At 73.6% G+C, this 13,555-nt stretch carries 8 protein-coding genes; 4 read left to right on the forward strand and 4 right to left on the reverse strand.

What is annotated here, in order from left to right:
* Window positions 1-61 precede the first annotated feature (61 nt).
* Complete coding sequence (locus ACWGKU_RS35685) at window positions 62-1,636, reverse strand: APC family permease (protein WP_452179046.1); 1,575 nt, start codon at window positions 1,634-1,636, stop codon at window positions 62-64.
* Window positions 1,637-1,960: 324 nt separating this feature from the next.
* Between ACWGKU_RS35685 and ACWGKU_RS35690 the strand changes: the two genes are divergently transcribed.
* Both ACWGKU_RS35690 and ACWGKU_RS35695 read left to right on the forward strand, forming a co-directional pair.
* Window positions 1,961-3,076, forward strand: coding sequence for an ABC transporter substrate-binding protein (locus tag ACWGKU_RS35690; protein WP_452179034.1), 1,116 nt, complete (start codon window positions 1,961-1,963; stop codon window positions 3,074-3,076).
* A 305-nt stretch (window positions 3,077-3,381) separates the two neighbouring features.
* Window positions 3,382-4,605, forward strand: a complete 1,224-nt coding sequence (locus ACWGKU_RS35695; protein ID WP_452179035.1) for a hypothetical protein — start codon at window positions 3,382-3,384, stop codon at window positions 4,603-4,605.
* Between the two features lie 110 nt (window positions 4,606-4,715).
* On the opposite strand, the gene ACWGKU_RS35700 is transcribed toward ACWGKU_RS35695, so the two are convergent.
* Window positions 4,716-5,258, reverse strand: a complete 543-nt coding sequence (locus tag ACWGKU_RS35700) for an NUDIX hydrolase (protein WP_401050208.1) — start codon at window positions 5,256-5,258, stop codon at window positions 4,716-4,718.
* Window positions 5,259-5,381: 123 nt separating this feature from the next.
* Here ACWGKU_RS35700 and ACWGKU_RS35705 point away from each other — a divergent pair, with 123 nt between their 5' ends.
* Window positions 5,382-6,404, forward strand: a complete 1,023-nt coding sequence (locus tag ACWGKU_RS35705; RefSeq protein WP_452179037.1) for an ATP-grasp domain-containing protein — start codon at window positions 5,382-5,384, stop codon at window positions 6,402-6,404.
* Between the two features lie 130 nt (window positions 6,405-6,534).
* Here ACWGKU_RS35705 and ACWGKU_RS35710 read toward each other — a convergent pair whose 3' ends face one another.
* Both ACWGKU_RS35710 and ACWGKU_RS35715 read right to left on the reverse strand, forming a co-directional pair.
* Window positions 6,535-10,617 carry an ABC transporter transmembrane domain-containing protein gene (locus ACWGKU_RS35710; protein WP_452179038.1) on the reverse strand — a complete coding sequence of 1,361 codons (4,083 nt, stop codon included), beginning with the start codon at window positions 10,615-10,617 and terminating at the stop codon, window positions 6,535-6,537.
* Window positions 10,618-10,888: 271 nt separating this feature from the next.
* Entirely contained in the window at window positions 10,889-11,554 is a 666-nt protein-coding gene (locus tag ACWGKU_RS35715) for a TetR/AcrR family transcriptional regulator (RefSeq protein WP_401052856.1), read from the reverse strand.
* Window positions 11,555-11,685: 131 nt separating this feature from the next.
* Between ACWGKU_RS35715 and ACWGKU_RS35720 the strand changes: the two genes are divergently transcribed.
* Window positions 11,686-13,395, forward strand: a complete 1,710-nt coding sequence (locus ACWGKU_RS35720; RefSeq protein WP_401052854.1) for a carboxyl transferase domain-containing protein — start codon at window positions 11,686-11,688, stop codon at window positions 13,393-13,395.
* Window positions 13,396-13,555 lie beyond the last annotated feature (160 nt).

The following is a 13,555-nucleotide window of genomic DNA, read 5'->3' on the forward strand; positions in this document are numbered from 1 at the left end:
GTCCTAGGACGGCCACCAGCACAGGCCCACGAAGCGCTTCATGCAGCCCACAGTAACGGCGTCAGTCCTCCACGACCAGTGCCGGGGTGTCCTTGTGCAGCGTCTCGCCGCGGAAGAACTCCGGCCGGATGAAGCCGTACCAGGTCATCAGCGCGGCGCCGAGCAGCAGGATGCCGACGCCGATCACGAAGACCGAGCCGATGCCGAAGACCGAACCACTGCCGTAGTCCGGGTCCCAGGCGTCGGTGAGGGTCTGGAGGAAGACCGCGGTGAGCAGCACGCCGCCGAGGAGCGGGGCGGCGCCCTTGAGCAGCAGGTCGCGGACACCGCCGCGCAGCGAGCGGCGGAAGTACCAGACGCATGCGAAGGCGGTCAGCGCGTAGTAGAAGCAGATCATCAGGCCGAGCGCCAGGATGGTGTCCTGGACGACGTTCTCGCTGATCAGGCTCATGCCGACGTAGAAGACCGCGGTGGCGATGCCCGCCGCGACGGTGGCGTAGCCGGGGGTGTGGAAGCGCGGGTGGACGGCGCCGAAGCGCGGCGGCACGGCGCGGTAGGCGCTCATCGCGAGCAGGGTGCGGGCCACCGGGATGAAGGTGGTCTGCAGGCTGGCGGCGGCGCTGGCGACGACGGCCAGGAAGAGCAGGATGCTCCACGGCGAGCCGAGCACCGGACGGGCCAGTGCGGCGAAGACGTTGTCGGCGGTGGCCGGGTTGCCGAGGCCGTTGCCGGTGCTGCCGACGCCCGCGAACATCTGGGAGGCGATCGCGACCAGCAGGTACGAGCCGACCAGGGTGACCATCGAGATCATCGCGGCGCGGCCGGGGGTCTTGGCGCTGCCCTGGGTCTCCTCGTTCATGGTCAGGCAGGTGTCCCAGCCCCAGTACATGAAGATCGACAGCGACAGTCCGGCGGTGAACGCGCTGAACGAGCTGACCTGGAGCGGGTTGAGCCAGGAGAAGGAGAAGCCGATCGAGTCGGGCAGGTCACCGGAGGCGGCCTTGCCGATGGCGATGGCGGAGAAGAGCAGCAGCACGGCCAGTTGGAGGCCGACCAGGCTGTACTGGAACCACTTGGTGGCGGTCATCCCCCGGTAGCTCATCGCGGTGGCGCCGGCGATCAGCAGGACCACGGTGAGCAGGTGGACGGCCTTGTTCTGGTCGAGTTCGGTGACCCAGCCGCTGCCGGTCATCTCCCCGAGCATCAGGTACAGGAAGTCGGTCGCGACCCCGGCCAGGTTGGAGAGCACGATGATGGTCGCCACCGTCAGCCCCCAGCCGGCCATCCAGCCGACCCGGGGGCCGAACGCCCGGACGCCCCAGGTGAAGGACGTGCCGCAGTCCGGGAAGTCCTTGTTCAGCTCCTTGTACGCGAACGCGACGAGCAGCATCGGCAGGAAGCCCGCCAGGAACACCGCGGGCATCTGGACGCCGACCGCGGTGACGGTCGGTCCGAGTGTCGCTGTCAGGCAGTAGACCGGGGCGACCGTCGAGACGCCCAGCACCACACTGCTCAGCAGGCCGACGGAACCGCCCCGTAGACCCTTGTCCCCCGCTCCCCCAGCGGTCCCCTGACTGCCGGGGACTCCACCACTGATGCCACTGACCGGGGCACCCTGCGGAGCGCCGGGCGCCATTGCCCGGCCGCTGCTCGTGTGCTCTGAGAGCTGCTGATCAAACACCAGCGCACCCTAGAGGCGGGCATGGAAGGTTGAGTAGACCAACCCTTGGTGATCTAAACCACTTACTTCGATTCGTTCGCCTGAAGGCCATTGGGGTTGCTGTATTTATGGCTTGTTCTCCCATGTACCTTTGTTTCAAAGGAGTTGGGCCAAGAAATTTTCTCCCTTTTGCCAAGGTTCGACATGGTTTGCCCCTCCGGCGCGGACGGCCCGCACCCCCACCTCCCTCCCATCGGATAGGTTTGCCTAACCTAAATTCGATCGTGAAAGGAGCGTCGCGTGCCCCCCACCTCCGACGACCTGGCCCTCGCCCCCCGCACCGCGACCCGCCGCAGGTTCCTCACCGCCGGGATCGCCGGAGGTGCCGTGCTCGGCCTCGGCGGACTGCTCACCGCCTGCGGCAGCTCGGGCGGCGCGGGTGGATCGGGCGGCAGCGGCGGTTCGACCCCGGCCGGCGGCGGCTCCTCCCCGAACCAGAAGTCGGTCAAGCAGGGCGGCGACGACTACGCGGCCGTGATCCAGAAGATGAAGGGCTTCGGCACCGACGCCGCCCCCGGCGTCTACCCGCGCACCCTCCGGCACGCGATGGGCGAGACCGTCATCCCGGCCAGGCCCACCCGGGTCGTGGTGCTCGACACCGGCGAGCTCGACAACGTCGTCGCCCTCGGCATCCAGCCGGTCGGCGTCGTGTACACCGACGGTTCCAAGTCCCTGCCGTCCTACCTCAAGGACAAGGCCGGCAGCCCCGCCGCCGTCGGCACCATCAACAGCCTCAACCTGGAGGCCATCGCCGCGCTCAAGCCGGACCTGATCCTCGGCAGCCAGCTGCGGGCCCAGGACCAGTACGCCCAGCTGTCCAAGATCGCGCCGACCGTCTTCTCGCTGCGCCCCGGCTACCCCTGGAAGCAGAACTTCCTGCTCAACGCGAGTGCGTTCGGCCTGGAGGCCGAGGCCAAGGCGCAGCTCGACGCGTACCAGGCCGCGGCCGCGGCGATCGGCGCGAAGCTCGGCGACAAGCGGCCCACCATCACTCCGCTGCGCTTCATGCCGGGCCGGACCCGGCTCTACGCCGAGCTCTCCTTCATCGGCACCATCCTCACCGACGTGCCGCTGCCGCAGCCCGGGATCGAGCAGGTCCAGGAGCTCGCGGTGGAGGTCAGCCCGGAGCAGATCGACAAGGCCGACGCCGACTGGATCTTCTACGGCGTGTACGGAAGCCCCAGCTCGACCAACCAGGACGCGGTGCTGGGCGGCGCGCTCTGGAAGACGCTCGGTGCGGTCAAGTCCGGTCAGGCCCGGCCGGTTTCGGACGAGACCTGGTTCCTCGGGCTCGGCGTCATGGCGGCGAACGCGGTGCTCGCCGACCTCAAGGGCTTTGTCGCGCCCGCTGGTTGATCTCCCGGCCGGTCCTTGACCGGCCCGAGGGCCGGTCGCTCGCCGGTCGCTCGACCAACCGTTGACCGGTCGCTCGGCCGATCCCGCCCGGCGGGGCGGGATCGGGGCCCGCGGGCAGAACACGGCGCCGTTCCGGTCGTGTGGCAACGGTGTTCGCCCTGCGCCGTCTTGGGCGATCCCGGGTGATCCCACGACGATCCCGCGGTGGTGTCGCGGTGGTATCGCGCACACCGTCGGGTTCGACGCTTGGAGCTGATCGCGTGGTGCGGGAGGATCGTCGGGACCGTTCCCCGAAGGGCCCGCAGATGACTTCGCTCCACCCCGCCGCAACCGACCCGTCCCTGCCCGGCCCGCCCGGGGACAGCGCCGGATCCTCGCCCCCGCCCGCCGTACCGGGCCCGCCCGCCGCGGCCGTCCCGGTGTGCTCGATCGCGACCGTCGTCGAGCCCGGTGCGGCCGCGCCCGGCTTCCCGGAGGGAGGGGCGCGCCGGACCGGCCCGGCACGCCTCGACTCGGTGCCGCAGCCGCGCAGCCGGTACGACGCGGAGGCGCCGACCGTCCCGCCGGCGGACGCGTGCCGTCTACCGGTCGCGGAGGTACCGGCCCCGCCCGGCGTGGACGCGGAGACCGAGGACGGTCCGGTCGCTCCCGGCGCATCCGACGAGCGTGCCACCGAGGCGCCCGATGCCCTCCACGGGCCGGACGGAGCCGAGACCGGGTTCGTCCGGTTCGGGTCCGCCGCCGCGCCCTCGGAGGCCGGCCCGTCCGTGCCGACGCAGCGCACGATGCGCGAAGAGCCGCGGATCCTGGGATCCCGGCGGCCGTCGCCCTCACGGCGACTGCGCCGGATGCACCCGCAGGCCGCCCGGAGCGGGCAGGGGGCGACCGCACGGGAGACGGCCGCGTCCGGCCCGACCGGCACGGGCCTGCCGGGTGCCACCGGCCGGGCCGACCAACGGGCCGGCGAACGGGGCGAACGGGCCGGCGCGGCGGGAGCGGCGGCGCAGGGACCGTCGTTCGGAACCGGAGCTCCCCGAGCCGGAGCTCCCCGAGCCGGAGCTCCCCGAGCCGGGGCCCTCGATGCCGGCTCCGGAACCGGCGTCGCCAGCGGGAGCTCTGCCGGGACCGACCCCGCCGCCGTCGACCGCTCTGCCGTCGACGGCACCGTCGGCCCCTCCGCCGGGGCCTCGTGGGCCGAACCGCCGCTCGGCATCCTGATCGGCGCCGGCCCGGGGCCCACCGAGGCCCTCGGTCGGCCGGAGGAACGGGCACCGGTACGGGTGGCGGCCCGGCCGATCCGGGTCGGCCGCGGCACCTGCCTGGTGGTGCTGCCCTCCTGGCGGCCCGCCATCGCCGTCTCGGTGCCGACCGAGCAGCTGCTGTCCGCGACCGGGCTCGCGGCCGACCAGCTGGTCGGCGCCCCGCTGACGGTGCTGATGAACCCCGCCGCGCTGCACGACCGGGAGCTGGAACTGCACGGCTGGGAGCCCGGTCCGGCCGCGCGGACCCGGCGCGGCGGGCGCGGGTAGCCGCTCCACCGGGCGCCGTTCGGTGCCGGGCCGTGCGGGCCCGACAGGCCGGGAGGGCGCCGGGCCGCGCGGGTCCAGCGGACCCAGCGGGCCCAGCGGGCCCAGCGGCGCTAGCGGGCCCGACGGGTGACCGGGCCGTTCGGGACGTATCCGAGGTCGACAGGCACCGGCGGTCGACCGTCCACGGCCCAGCCCGCGCGGACCGTGTCCAGCAGTTCCGGCAGCGCGGGCGGCCAGAGCGCGTCGGCGTTCTCGTCGGCGAGGTCGGCCGGGGTCCACCAGCGCCAGTCCAGGATCCGGTCGACCGCGTGCACCGCGCTGACGTCGCCGACCGGGCCGCGGTGCGGCCCTGCGGCGAGGTAGATGTGCTCGTGCTGGCGGACCGGGGTGCCGTGCCAGGTGAAGTCGTGCTCCCAGGTGCAGAGCAGCGGGCCGGGTTCGAGGTCGCTCCAGCCCGTCTCCTCCCACAGCTCGCGCCGGGCGCCGTCCCACGGGGTCTCGCCCGGCTCCAGCCCGCCGCCCGGCATGGTCCAGTGCACGCCGACCTCGTCGTTGTCCGAACGGAGCAGGAAGACCGAGCCGTTCTCGTCCAGGACCACCGTGCGGGCGGCTCGCCTCGGCCTGCGCTTGCGGGAGCTCAGCAGATTTCGCATCGGGTCACTCTCGCAGTGGCCGCCCGGGGCGTCGAGCGGATTCGGCACTCCGGTCGGGTGCTCGGGTCGACCGGTCCGTCGTGGCGGGCCCGGGATCAGCCCGCCGACCGTACTCTGACGGCCATGCCCGTACCCGCGATCATCTTCCCCGCCGATCCGCTCAACCCGCGCCGGCCCGACCCGCACTTCGCCTGGGAGGCCAGGATGCTGCGGGAGTTGGGTGGCGAGCACCATCTGGTCGACCACGACGGGCTGCTCGCCGGGCGGGCCGAGGAGGCCGTCCGACGGGTACCGGCGGACAGCGGGCCGCTCTGGTACCGGGGTTGGATGCTGCCCACCACCCGGTACGCCGACTTCGCCGCCGCGCTCACCGCCCGCGGCGGCACCCTGCTGACCAGCCCGCCCGGGTACGCGGCGGCCCACGAACTGCCCGGCTGGTACGACGTGTTCGAGGGTGCGACGCCGGCCAGCGCGTGGATCCCGTCGGAGGGGCCGGTGGCGCCCGGGCCCGAGGAACTGGCGGAGGCCGCGGCCCGGATCGGCGGGCACGGGCCGGCGATCGTCAAGGACTACGTGAAGTCGCGCAAGCACGAGTGGCACGAGGCCTGCTACGTGCCCGAGTTGGCCGACCTGGCGGCCGTCGGACGGGTGGTGGAACGGTTCGTCGAGCTGCAGGGCGAGTTCCTGGCGGGCGGCGTGGTGCTGCGGCGGTACGAGGAGTTCGAGGGCGCGGGCGTCCCGGCGGGGCCGGCCGGCGCGAACGGCGCCGACCGCGCGGCCGACGCGAGCGGGGTGTCCGACGTGAGCGGGGTGTCCGGTGCCGCCGGTGCGGCCGGCCCGGAGCACGCCGACGGCGACGCGCCGGGCAGCGGCGGGCGGCCCGTGGAGGCCCGGGTGTGGTGGCTGGACGGCCGGCCCGTCCTGGTCGGGCCGCACCCGGACGCCCCGCGCCGGACCGTCGAGCCCGACCTCACCGATGTCCCGGCGCTGGTCCGCAGGCTCGGCTGCCGCTTCGTCACCACCGACCTCGCCAGCCGGGCGGACGGCTCCGGCTGGCGGGTGGTCGAGGTCGGCGACGGGCAGGTGAGCGACCTGCCGCGCGGGATCGACGCCTCGGGACTGCTGGCCTCGCTGATCGCCGCCTGACGGTTCGTACGAAGGACCGCCGGACGGGACGCGGAGGTTCGAGGCCGCAGAGGTTCGGGTTCGCAGAGGTTCGGGATCGCGGCCGGCCGGGGGCCGGCTTGACGCCGCCCCCGGCCCGGTGCGGGGCGGCCTATCCGGCGGCGACGGCCTCGGCCGCCGGGTGGCCGTCGGCGATGAACGCCCGCCAGAGCCGGCTGTAGGTGCCGCCCAGGGCGAGCAGTTCGGCGTGCGTGCCGTCCTCGACCACCCGGCCGTGGTCCAGCACGACCACCCGGTCGGCACGCTCGGCGGTGGTCAGGCGGTGGGCGATGACCAGGGTGGTCCGTCCGCCGCTGAGCCGGTCCGCGGCCTGGTTGACCGCGGCCTCGGTGGCCAGGTCGAGCGCCGCGGTGGCCTCGTCGAGCAGCAGGATGTCCGGGTCGACCAGCTCCGCCCGGGCCAGCGCGATCAGCTGGCGCTGACCCGCCGAGAGGTTGCGCCCGCGGCCGGCCACCTCGTGGTCGTAGCCGCCCGAGAGCCGGACGATCATGTCGTGCGCGCCGACCGCCCGGGCCGCCGCCTCCACCTCGGCCGCCGAGGCGCCCGGCCGGCCGTAGGCGATGGCCTCGCGGACCGTGCCCGCGAACAGGTACGCCTCCTGCGGCACCACACCCAGGCGGTGGCGGTACTGCGCCAGGTCGTAGCGGGTGAGGTCGACCCCGTCCACGCGGACGGTGCCCTCCGTCGCGTCGTAGAACCGGGCGACCAGCTTCACCAGCGTCGACTTTCCGGCGCCGGTCTCGCCGACCAGCGCCACCGTCTGCCCGGCCGGGATGTGCAGGTCCACGTCGCTCAGCACGGTCGGGGCGCCGTCCGCACCGCCGTTGTAGGCGAAGCCGACGCCCTCGAAGGAGATCTCGCCGCGCAGGCCCTTGACCACCGGGACCGGGTCGGCCGCCTCCGCCGTGGTGGTCGGGGTGCGCAGCAGCTCGCGGATGCGGCCGAGGCCCACCGAGGCCTGCTGGTACCCGTCGAACACCTGGGACAGCTGGTTGACCGGCGCGAAGAACAGGTCGATGTAGAGCAGGTACGCGACCAGCGCGCCGACCGTCAGCGTCCCGGCGTCGACCCGGGCCGCGCCGACGATCAGCACCAGCGCGGCGGCCACGCTGGAGAGGAACTGGACGAACGGGAAGTACAGCGAGATGTAGAGCTGGGCCCTGACCCGGGCCTCGCGGTAGGCGATGCCCCGGGCCACGAAGCGGTCGGTGTTGGTGTCCAGGCGGCGGAACGCCTGGACGATCCGCATGCCGGCCACGTTCTCCTGGAGGTCGGCGTTGACGGTGCCGATCAGGTCGCGGGAGCGCTCGTACTGGTCCTTGGACTTCTTGCGGAACACCAGGGTGGCGATCACCAGCAGCGGCAGGACGGCGAAGACCACCAGGGCCAGGCCGGCGTCGATGATCAGCAGGGCGGCGAAGATCCCGGCGAAGGTCAGCAGGCTGACCACCGCGGTGACCATGCCGGTCTGGAGGAAGGAGGTCAGCGAGTCCAGGTCGGTGGTCATCCGGGTCATGATCCGGCCGGTCAGCTCGCGCTCGTAGTAGTCCAGGCCGAGCCGGTTGAGGTGGGCGAAGATCTTGAGCCGGAGCGTGTAGAGGACGCGCTCGCCGGTACGGCCGCTGACCCGGTTCTCCGCGCCCTGCACCACCCAGTCCAGCAGCACCACGACGAGTGCGGTGAGCGAGGCGACCGCGACGCCGGACATCAGGCCCTTGCGGACGCCGTCGTCGATGCCGTGCCGGATCAGCACCGGCAGCACCAGTCCGGCCGCCGCGTCCAGGGCGACCAGCAGGAGGGCGATGAGCAGCGGGGTGCGGAAGGAGCGCAACAGGCGGCGCAGGGTGAAGTCGGGGTCGCCGGCCTCGGCCTCGGCGCGGGGGACGTCCGGGGTGTCGGAGGCCGGCGGCAGGGCCGCGACCCGGTCCAGCAGGTCGGGGTCGGCGGTGCGGGCGGCCTTGGCCAGGGCGGGGGTGGGGAGGACGGGGGTCGCCCGGGTTCCGGGGGTTCCCGCGGTGTCGTCGGTGTCGTCCGTTCCGGGAGTGGCCCGGGTTCCGGCGGTGCCGTCGGTTCCGGCGGTGCCGGGAGCGCCGTCGGTGGGAGTGCCGTCGGCGGCCCGCTGCCCGGTCGCCCGCCCGGGCTTCGCCGGGGACGCCGCCGGGGACGCCGGTTCATCGGATGCCGGTTCGGGGGCGGAGTGCCGGTCGGCGGAGCCGGCCTCGGGGTCGGTGATCAGGGCCCGGTACTGGGGACATCGGGCTTCGAGTTCCTCGTGCGTTCCGAGGTCCAGCAGCCGGCCGCGTTCCAGGACGGCGATCCGGTCGGCGAGTTGGAGGGTCGAGCGGCGGTGGGCGATCAGCAGCGTGGTGCGGCCGGTCATCACCGAGCGCAGCGCGTCGTGGATCTCCGCCTCGATCTGCGGGTCCACCGCCGAGGTGGCGTCGTCCAGCAGCAGGATCCGGGGGTCGGTGAGGATCGCCCGGGCCAGTGCGATGCGCTGGCGCTGGCCGCCGGAGAGGGTCAGGCCCTGCTCGCCGACCTTGGTGTCGTAGCCGTCCGGCAGCGCGCGGACGAACTCGTCGGCCTGGGCGGCGCGGGCTGCGGCGACCACCTGTTCGTCCGTCGCGTCCGGACGGCCGTAGGCGATGTTGGTGCGGACCGACTCGGAGAAGAGGAAGCTCTCCTCGGGGACGATGCCGACCGTCGCGCGGACCGAGTCCAGGGTGAGGTCGCGCAGGTCGTGGCCGTACAGGCGGACGGTGCCGGAGGCGGGGTCGTAGAAGCGGGGCACCAGCTGGGCCACCGTCGACTTGCCGGAGCCGGAGGCGCCGACCAGGGCGAGGGTCTCGCCGGGGGCCAGCTTCAGGCTGAGGCCGTGCAGGACGGGGGCGGGGTGCTCGGGGTCGTAGCGGAACTCGACCCGGTCGAATTCCAGGGCGACGTCGGGGGTCCGCGGGCCGACGGGGGCGGCAGCGAGGGCGTTGGCGGCAGCGTCGGCGGGGGTGCCGATCGTCGAGGCGCCGGCCGGGGAGCCACCGTGCGCGAGGTCCAGGGTGCGGGCGTCCGGGCGCTCCTGGACCAGCGGGCGCTCGTCGATCAGCTGCAGGACCCGCTCGACGCCGGCCCGGGCCTGCTGGCCGACGGTGATGACCATGGTCATCATCCGCACCGGGCCGGTCATCTGGGCGACGTAGGTGGAGAAGGCGACGAAGGTCCCCAGCGTGACCCGGCCGTCGACCGCCAGCCAGCCGCCGAAGGCGAGGACGCCGACCTGGGCGAGCGCCGGGATCGCCTGCATCGCCGGGTTGTACCGGGCGTTCAGCCGGATCGACCGGAGCCGGGCCGCGAAGAGGTTGTGGGAGGCCTCCTCCAGCTTGTCGAGCTCCTGCGCCTCCTGTCCGAAGCCCTTGACCACGCGGACGCCGCCGATCGCGCCGTCCACCACGCCCGCGACGGCGGCCGCCTCCTGCTGGGCGGCCCAGGTGGCGGGGAAGAGGCGCTTGCGGCTGAGCACCGAGACCCACCACAGCGCGGGGGCCATGACCAGGGCGACCAGGGTGAGCGGCGGGGACAGCCAGACCATCACGGCCAGCGACATGACGAACATCAGCAGGTAGCCGGTCATCATCGGCAGCATCGAGAGCAGGCCGTTGACCAGCTGGAGGTCGGAGGTCGCCCGCCCGATCACCTGACCGGTGTCCAGCCGGTCCTGGCGGTGGCCGTCGAGCCGGCCGAGCGAGCGGAACAGGTCGCTGCGCATGTCGTGCTGGACGTCGACGGCGAGCTGGCCGCCGTAGTAGCGGCGGACCTGGGTGCAGCCGAAGACCACGAGGGCGGCGAGCAGCAGCACCACCGCCCAGGGGGCCAGCGAACGGGTGTGGGCGATGATGACGTCGTCGATGATCAGCTTGGTGACCAGCGGCACCAGCGCGGTGACGGCCATGCCGAGGAGCGAGGCGCCGAACGCGAGCAGCAGGCTGCGCCGGGACCGCCAGCTGTAGCCGACCAGACGGCGCAGCCAGCCGGCCGCCTCGGCGCCTTGGGCGGCCGCCGCGGCCGGACCGGTGTTCCCGACGGCGGTCTGCGGGCTGTCGGCGGGAGCCTCCGGGGTCGGGCCGGGGGCCGGGGGGCCGCTCGGGGATTGCTCCACCGTGGATCCGTGAGTCTCAGGCATATTTAGGGATGCTAACCATTTCGTCGGGTGGCCGCCATGGCGTTTCCGAGCCGGAGGGGTTCGGGGCCGGCCGGGGGGAGCCCCGATCATCCGGCCCGGCGGACTGGCCAACAGCCGACGGCCTGCGGTGATTCCCGGACGGACACTCGAACGGCCCACTCCCCCGGCCGTCTCCAGGATCGCCGACGACCCCTCGCGCGCCCAGCGGCCGGGGACGGGTCGGGCGTCACCCTTTGGGACCAGGCCTCCGGACGGACTGCCGCCGAGCGCCTCAAACGCCCGCGGACGCCGAACCGTCGGCGGGGACGCCCGCCGATTCCGCGGCCGCCGCGAACGCGCCGTGGGCGAGGGCGTGGAGCAGGGCGGCCATGCCGTCGCGCTGGAGGGCGACGCGCTCGCCGTGGTCGGGGTTCGGGCCGAGGCTGTGCGGGGTCGAGTTGATCAGGCCGAAGACGGCGTGCACGGCGGCCCGCGCCACCGGCTCGGCGGCGGGGCCGGCCAGCGGCGGGTAGGCCTGCCGAACCACGTCCACCCACAGCTCGACGTAGCCGCGCTGGAGCCGGCGGACGGTGCGCCGGTCCTCCTCCTTGAGGTTCAGCAGCTCCCGGTCGTGCAGGGTGATCAGGTCCCGGTCGTCCAGGGCGAAGTGGACGTGGCCGCTGATCAGCGCGTCCAGCGCGGCGGCCGGGCCTTCGCCGCCACCGGCCCGGCGGCGCCCCTCGTCCAGCAGGCGCTCGCTGATGCCGATCAGCAGGTCCGCGAGCATCGCGTCCTTGCCGGCGAAGTGGCGGTAGAGCCCGGGGCCGCTGATCCCGACCGCCTTGCCGATCTCGTCCACCCCCACGCCGAGGAAGCCCCGGGCCGCGAACAGCCTCGCGGCCTCCCGGCGGATCTGGTCGCGGCGGGGGAGCGCGGAGGCGGCGGGGACGTTCGGCATGCCGTCCATCGTAGACAGTCGGGTTATCGGCCGTTAACCTGGGCGCGTAAGTTAACGTTAATTAACGTGGCGATCACGGGCGGACGCACCCGGCTGCCCACCTGGTGCCGAGGGCAAGGGAGCTCTTGGGAATGGTCATCTCAACTGCCGGAACATCCACCGGCTTCCGGCTCGGCGCAGCGGCCGGCACTGCCGCGCCCGGCGCCGCACCGTCCGCGGCCGCCGCACCGGCGCCCCGGCTCGGCAGCTCCGTCGACCCGGCCTCCGAGGCCTACCGCGCGAACACCGAAGCGCACCGGGCCCTGGTCGCCGAGCTGCGCGCGAAGCTCGACGCGGCCGCCCTGGGCGGCGGTGCCAAGGCCCGCGCCCGGCACACCTCCCGCGGAAAGCTGCTGCCCCGCGACCGGGTGGACACCCTGCTCGATCCGGCCTCCCCCTTCCTGGAGCTGGCCCCGCTGGCCGCCGACGGGATGTACGACGGCGCGGCGCCTGCGGCCGGGGTGATCGCCGGCATCGGCCGGGTCGCCGGACGCGAGGTGGTGGTGGTCGCCAACGACGCCACCGTCAAGGGCGGCACCTACTACCCGATGACGGTGAAGAAGCACCTGCGCGCCCAGGAGGTCGCGCTGGAGAACCGGCTGCCCTGCGTCTACCTCGTGGACTCCGGCGGCGCCTTCCTCCCGATGCAGGACGAGGTGTTCCCGGACCGCGACCACTTCGGCCGGATCTTCTACAACCAGGCCAGGCTCTCCGCCGCGGGCATCCCGCAGATCGCCGCGGTGCTCGGCTCGTGCACGGCCGGTGGCGCGTACGTCCCGGCGATGAGCGACCAGGCCGTGATCGTCCGCAACCAGGGCACGATCTTCCTGGGCGGCCCGCCGCTGGTGAAGGCCGCCACCGGTGAGGTGGTCACCGCCGAGGAGCTGGGCGGCGGCGAGCTGCACTCCCGCACCTCGGGCGTGACGGACCACCTGGCCGAGGACGACGCCCACGCCCTCTCCATCGTCCGCACGATCGTCGCCGGGCTCGGCCCGCGCGAGGCCAGGCCGTGGCCGCTCACCCCGGTCGAGCCGCCCGCCGTCGACCCGGCGGGCCTGTACGGCGCCGTGCCGGTCGACCCGCGCACGCCCTACGACGTGCGCGAGGTGATCGCCCGCCTGGTGGACGGCAGCCGGTTCGCCGAGTTCAAGGCGGAGTACGGCGCCACCCTGGTCACCGGCTTCGCCCGGATCCACGGCCACCCGGTCGGCATCGTCGCCAACAACGGCGTGCTGTTCTCCGAGTCGGCCGTCAAGGGCGCCCACTTCATCGAGCTGTGCGACCAGCGCGGTATCCCCCTCCTCTTCCTCCAGAACATCACCGGGTTCATGGTCGGCCGGCAGTACGAGGCGGGCGGCATCGCCAAGCACGGCGCCAAGATGGTCAACGCCGTCGCCTGCACCCGCGTCCCGAAGCTGACCGTGGTGGTCGGCGGCTCGTACGGGGCCGGCAACTACTCGATGTGCGGCCGGGCCTACTCACCTCGCTTCCTGTGGATGTGGCCGGGCGCCAAGATCTCCGTGATGGGCGGCGAGCAGGCGGCCTCCGTCCTCGCCACCGTCCGCCGCGACCAGCTGGAGGCGCGCGGCGAGCAGTGGCCGGCCGAGGCGGAGGAGGAGTTCAAGCGCCCCGTCCGCGAGCAGTACGAGCGCCAGGGCAACGCCTACTACGCCACCGCCCGACTCTGGGACGACGGTGTGATCGACCCGATGGACACCCGCACCGTCGTCGGTCTCGCGCTCACCGCCTGCGCCAACGCCCCGCTGGCACCGCCCGCTCCGTACGGCGTCTTCCGCATGTGATCCCGCCTCGTGTCACCCCTGCGTCCGTGACCCCTCCCTTCCGGGTGTGACTCCCCGCGGCGGCGGCCCCCCCCGGCCGGCGCCGCGCCCGGCCCCCGGCAGGACGGTCGGTCGGCGCCCCGCGTGCCGGAGGGCCGGCGCCCCAGTTAGTCCCGGGTGT

Source organism: Kitasatospora sp. NPDC054768 (assembly GCF_053612025.1).

Excerpts from the sequence above, each read along its gene's own strand:
- ACWGKU_RS35720 (WP_401052854.1), top strand. The coding sequence starts at position 11,686 with ATGGTCATCTCAACTGCCGGAACATCCACCGGCTTCCGGCTCGGCGCA.
- ACWGKU_RS35710 (WP_452179038.1), bottom strand. The coding sequence starts at position 10,617 with ATGCCTGAGACTCACGGATCCACGGTGGAGCAATCCCCGAGCGGCCCC.
- ACWGKU_RS35695 (WP_452179035.1), top strand. The coding sequence starts at position 3,382 with ATGACTTCGCTCCACCCCGCCGCAACCGACCCGTCCCTGCCCGGCCCG.
- ACWGKU_RS35685 (WP_452179046.1), bottom strand. The coding sequence starts at position 1,636 with ATGGCGCCCGGCGCTCCGCAGGGTGCCCCGGTCAGTGGCATCAGTGGT.
- ACWGKU_RS35705 (WP_452179037.1), top strand. The coding sequence starts at position 5,382 with ATGCCCGTACCCGCGATCATCTTCCCCGCCGATCCGCTCAACCCGCGC.
- ACWGKU_RS35715 (WP_401052856.1), bottom strand. The coding sequence starts at position 11,554 with ATGCCGAACGTCCCCGCCGCCTCCGCGCTCCCCCGCCGCGACCAGATC.
- ACWGKU_RS35700 (WP_401050208.1), bottom strand. The coding sequence starts at position 5,258 with ATGCGAAATCTGCTGAGCTCCCGCAAGCGCAGGCCGAGGCGAGCCGCC.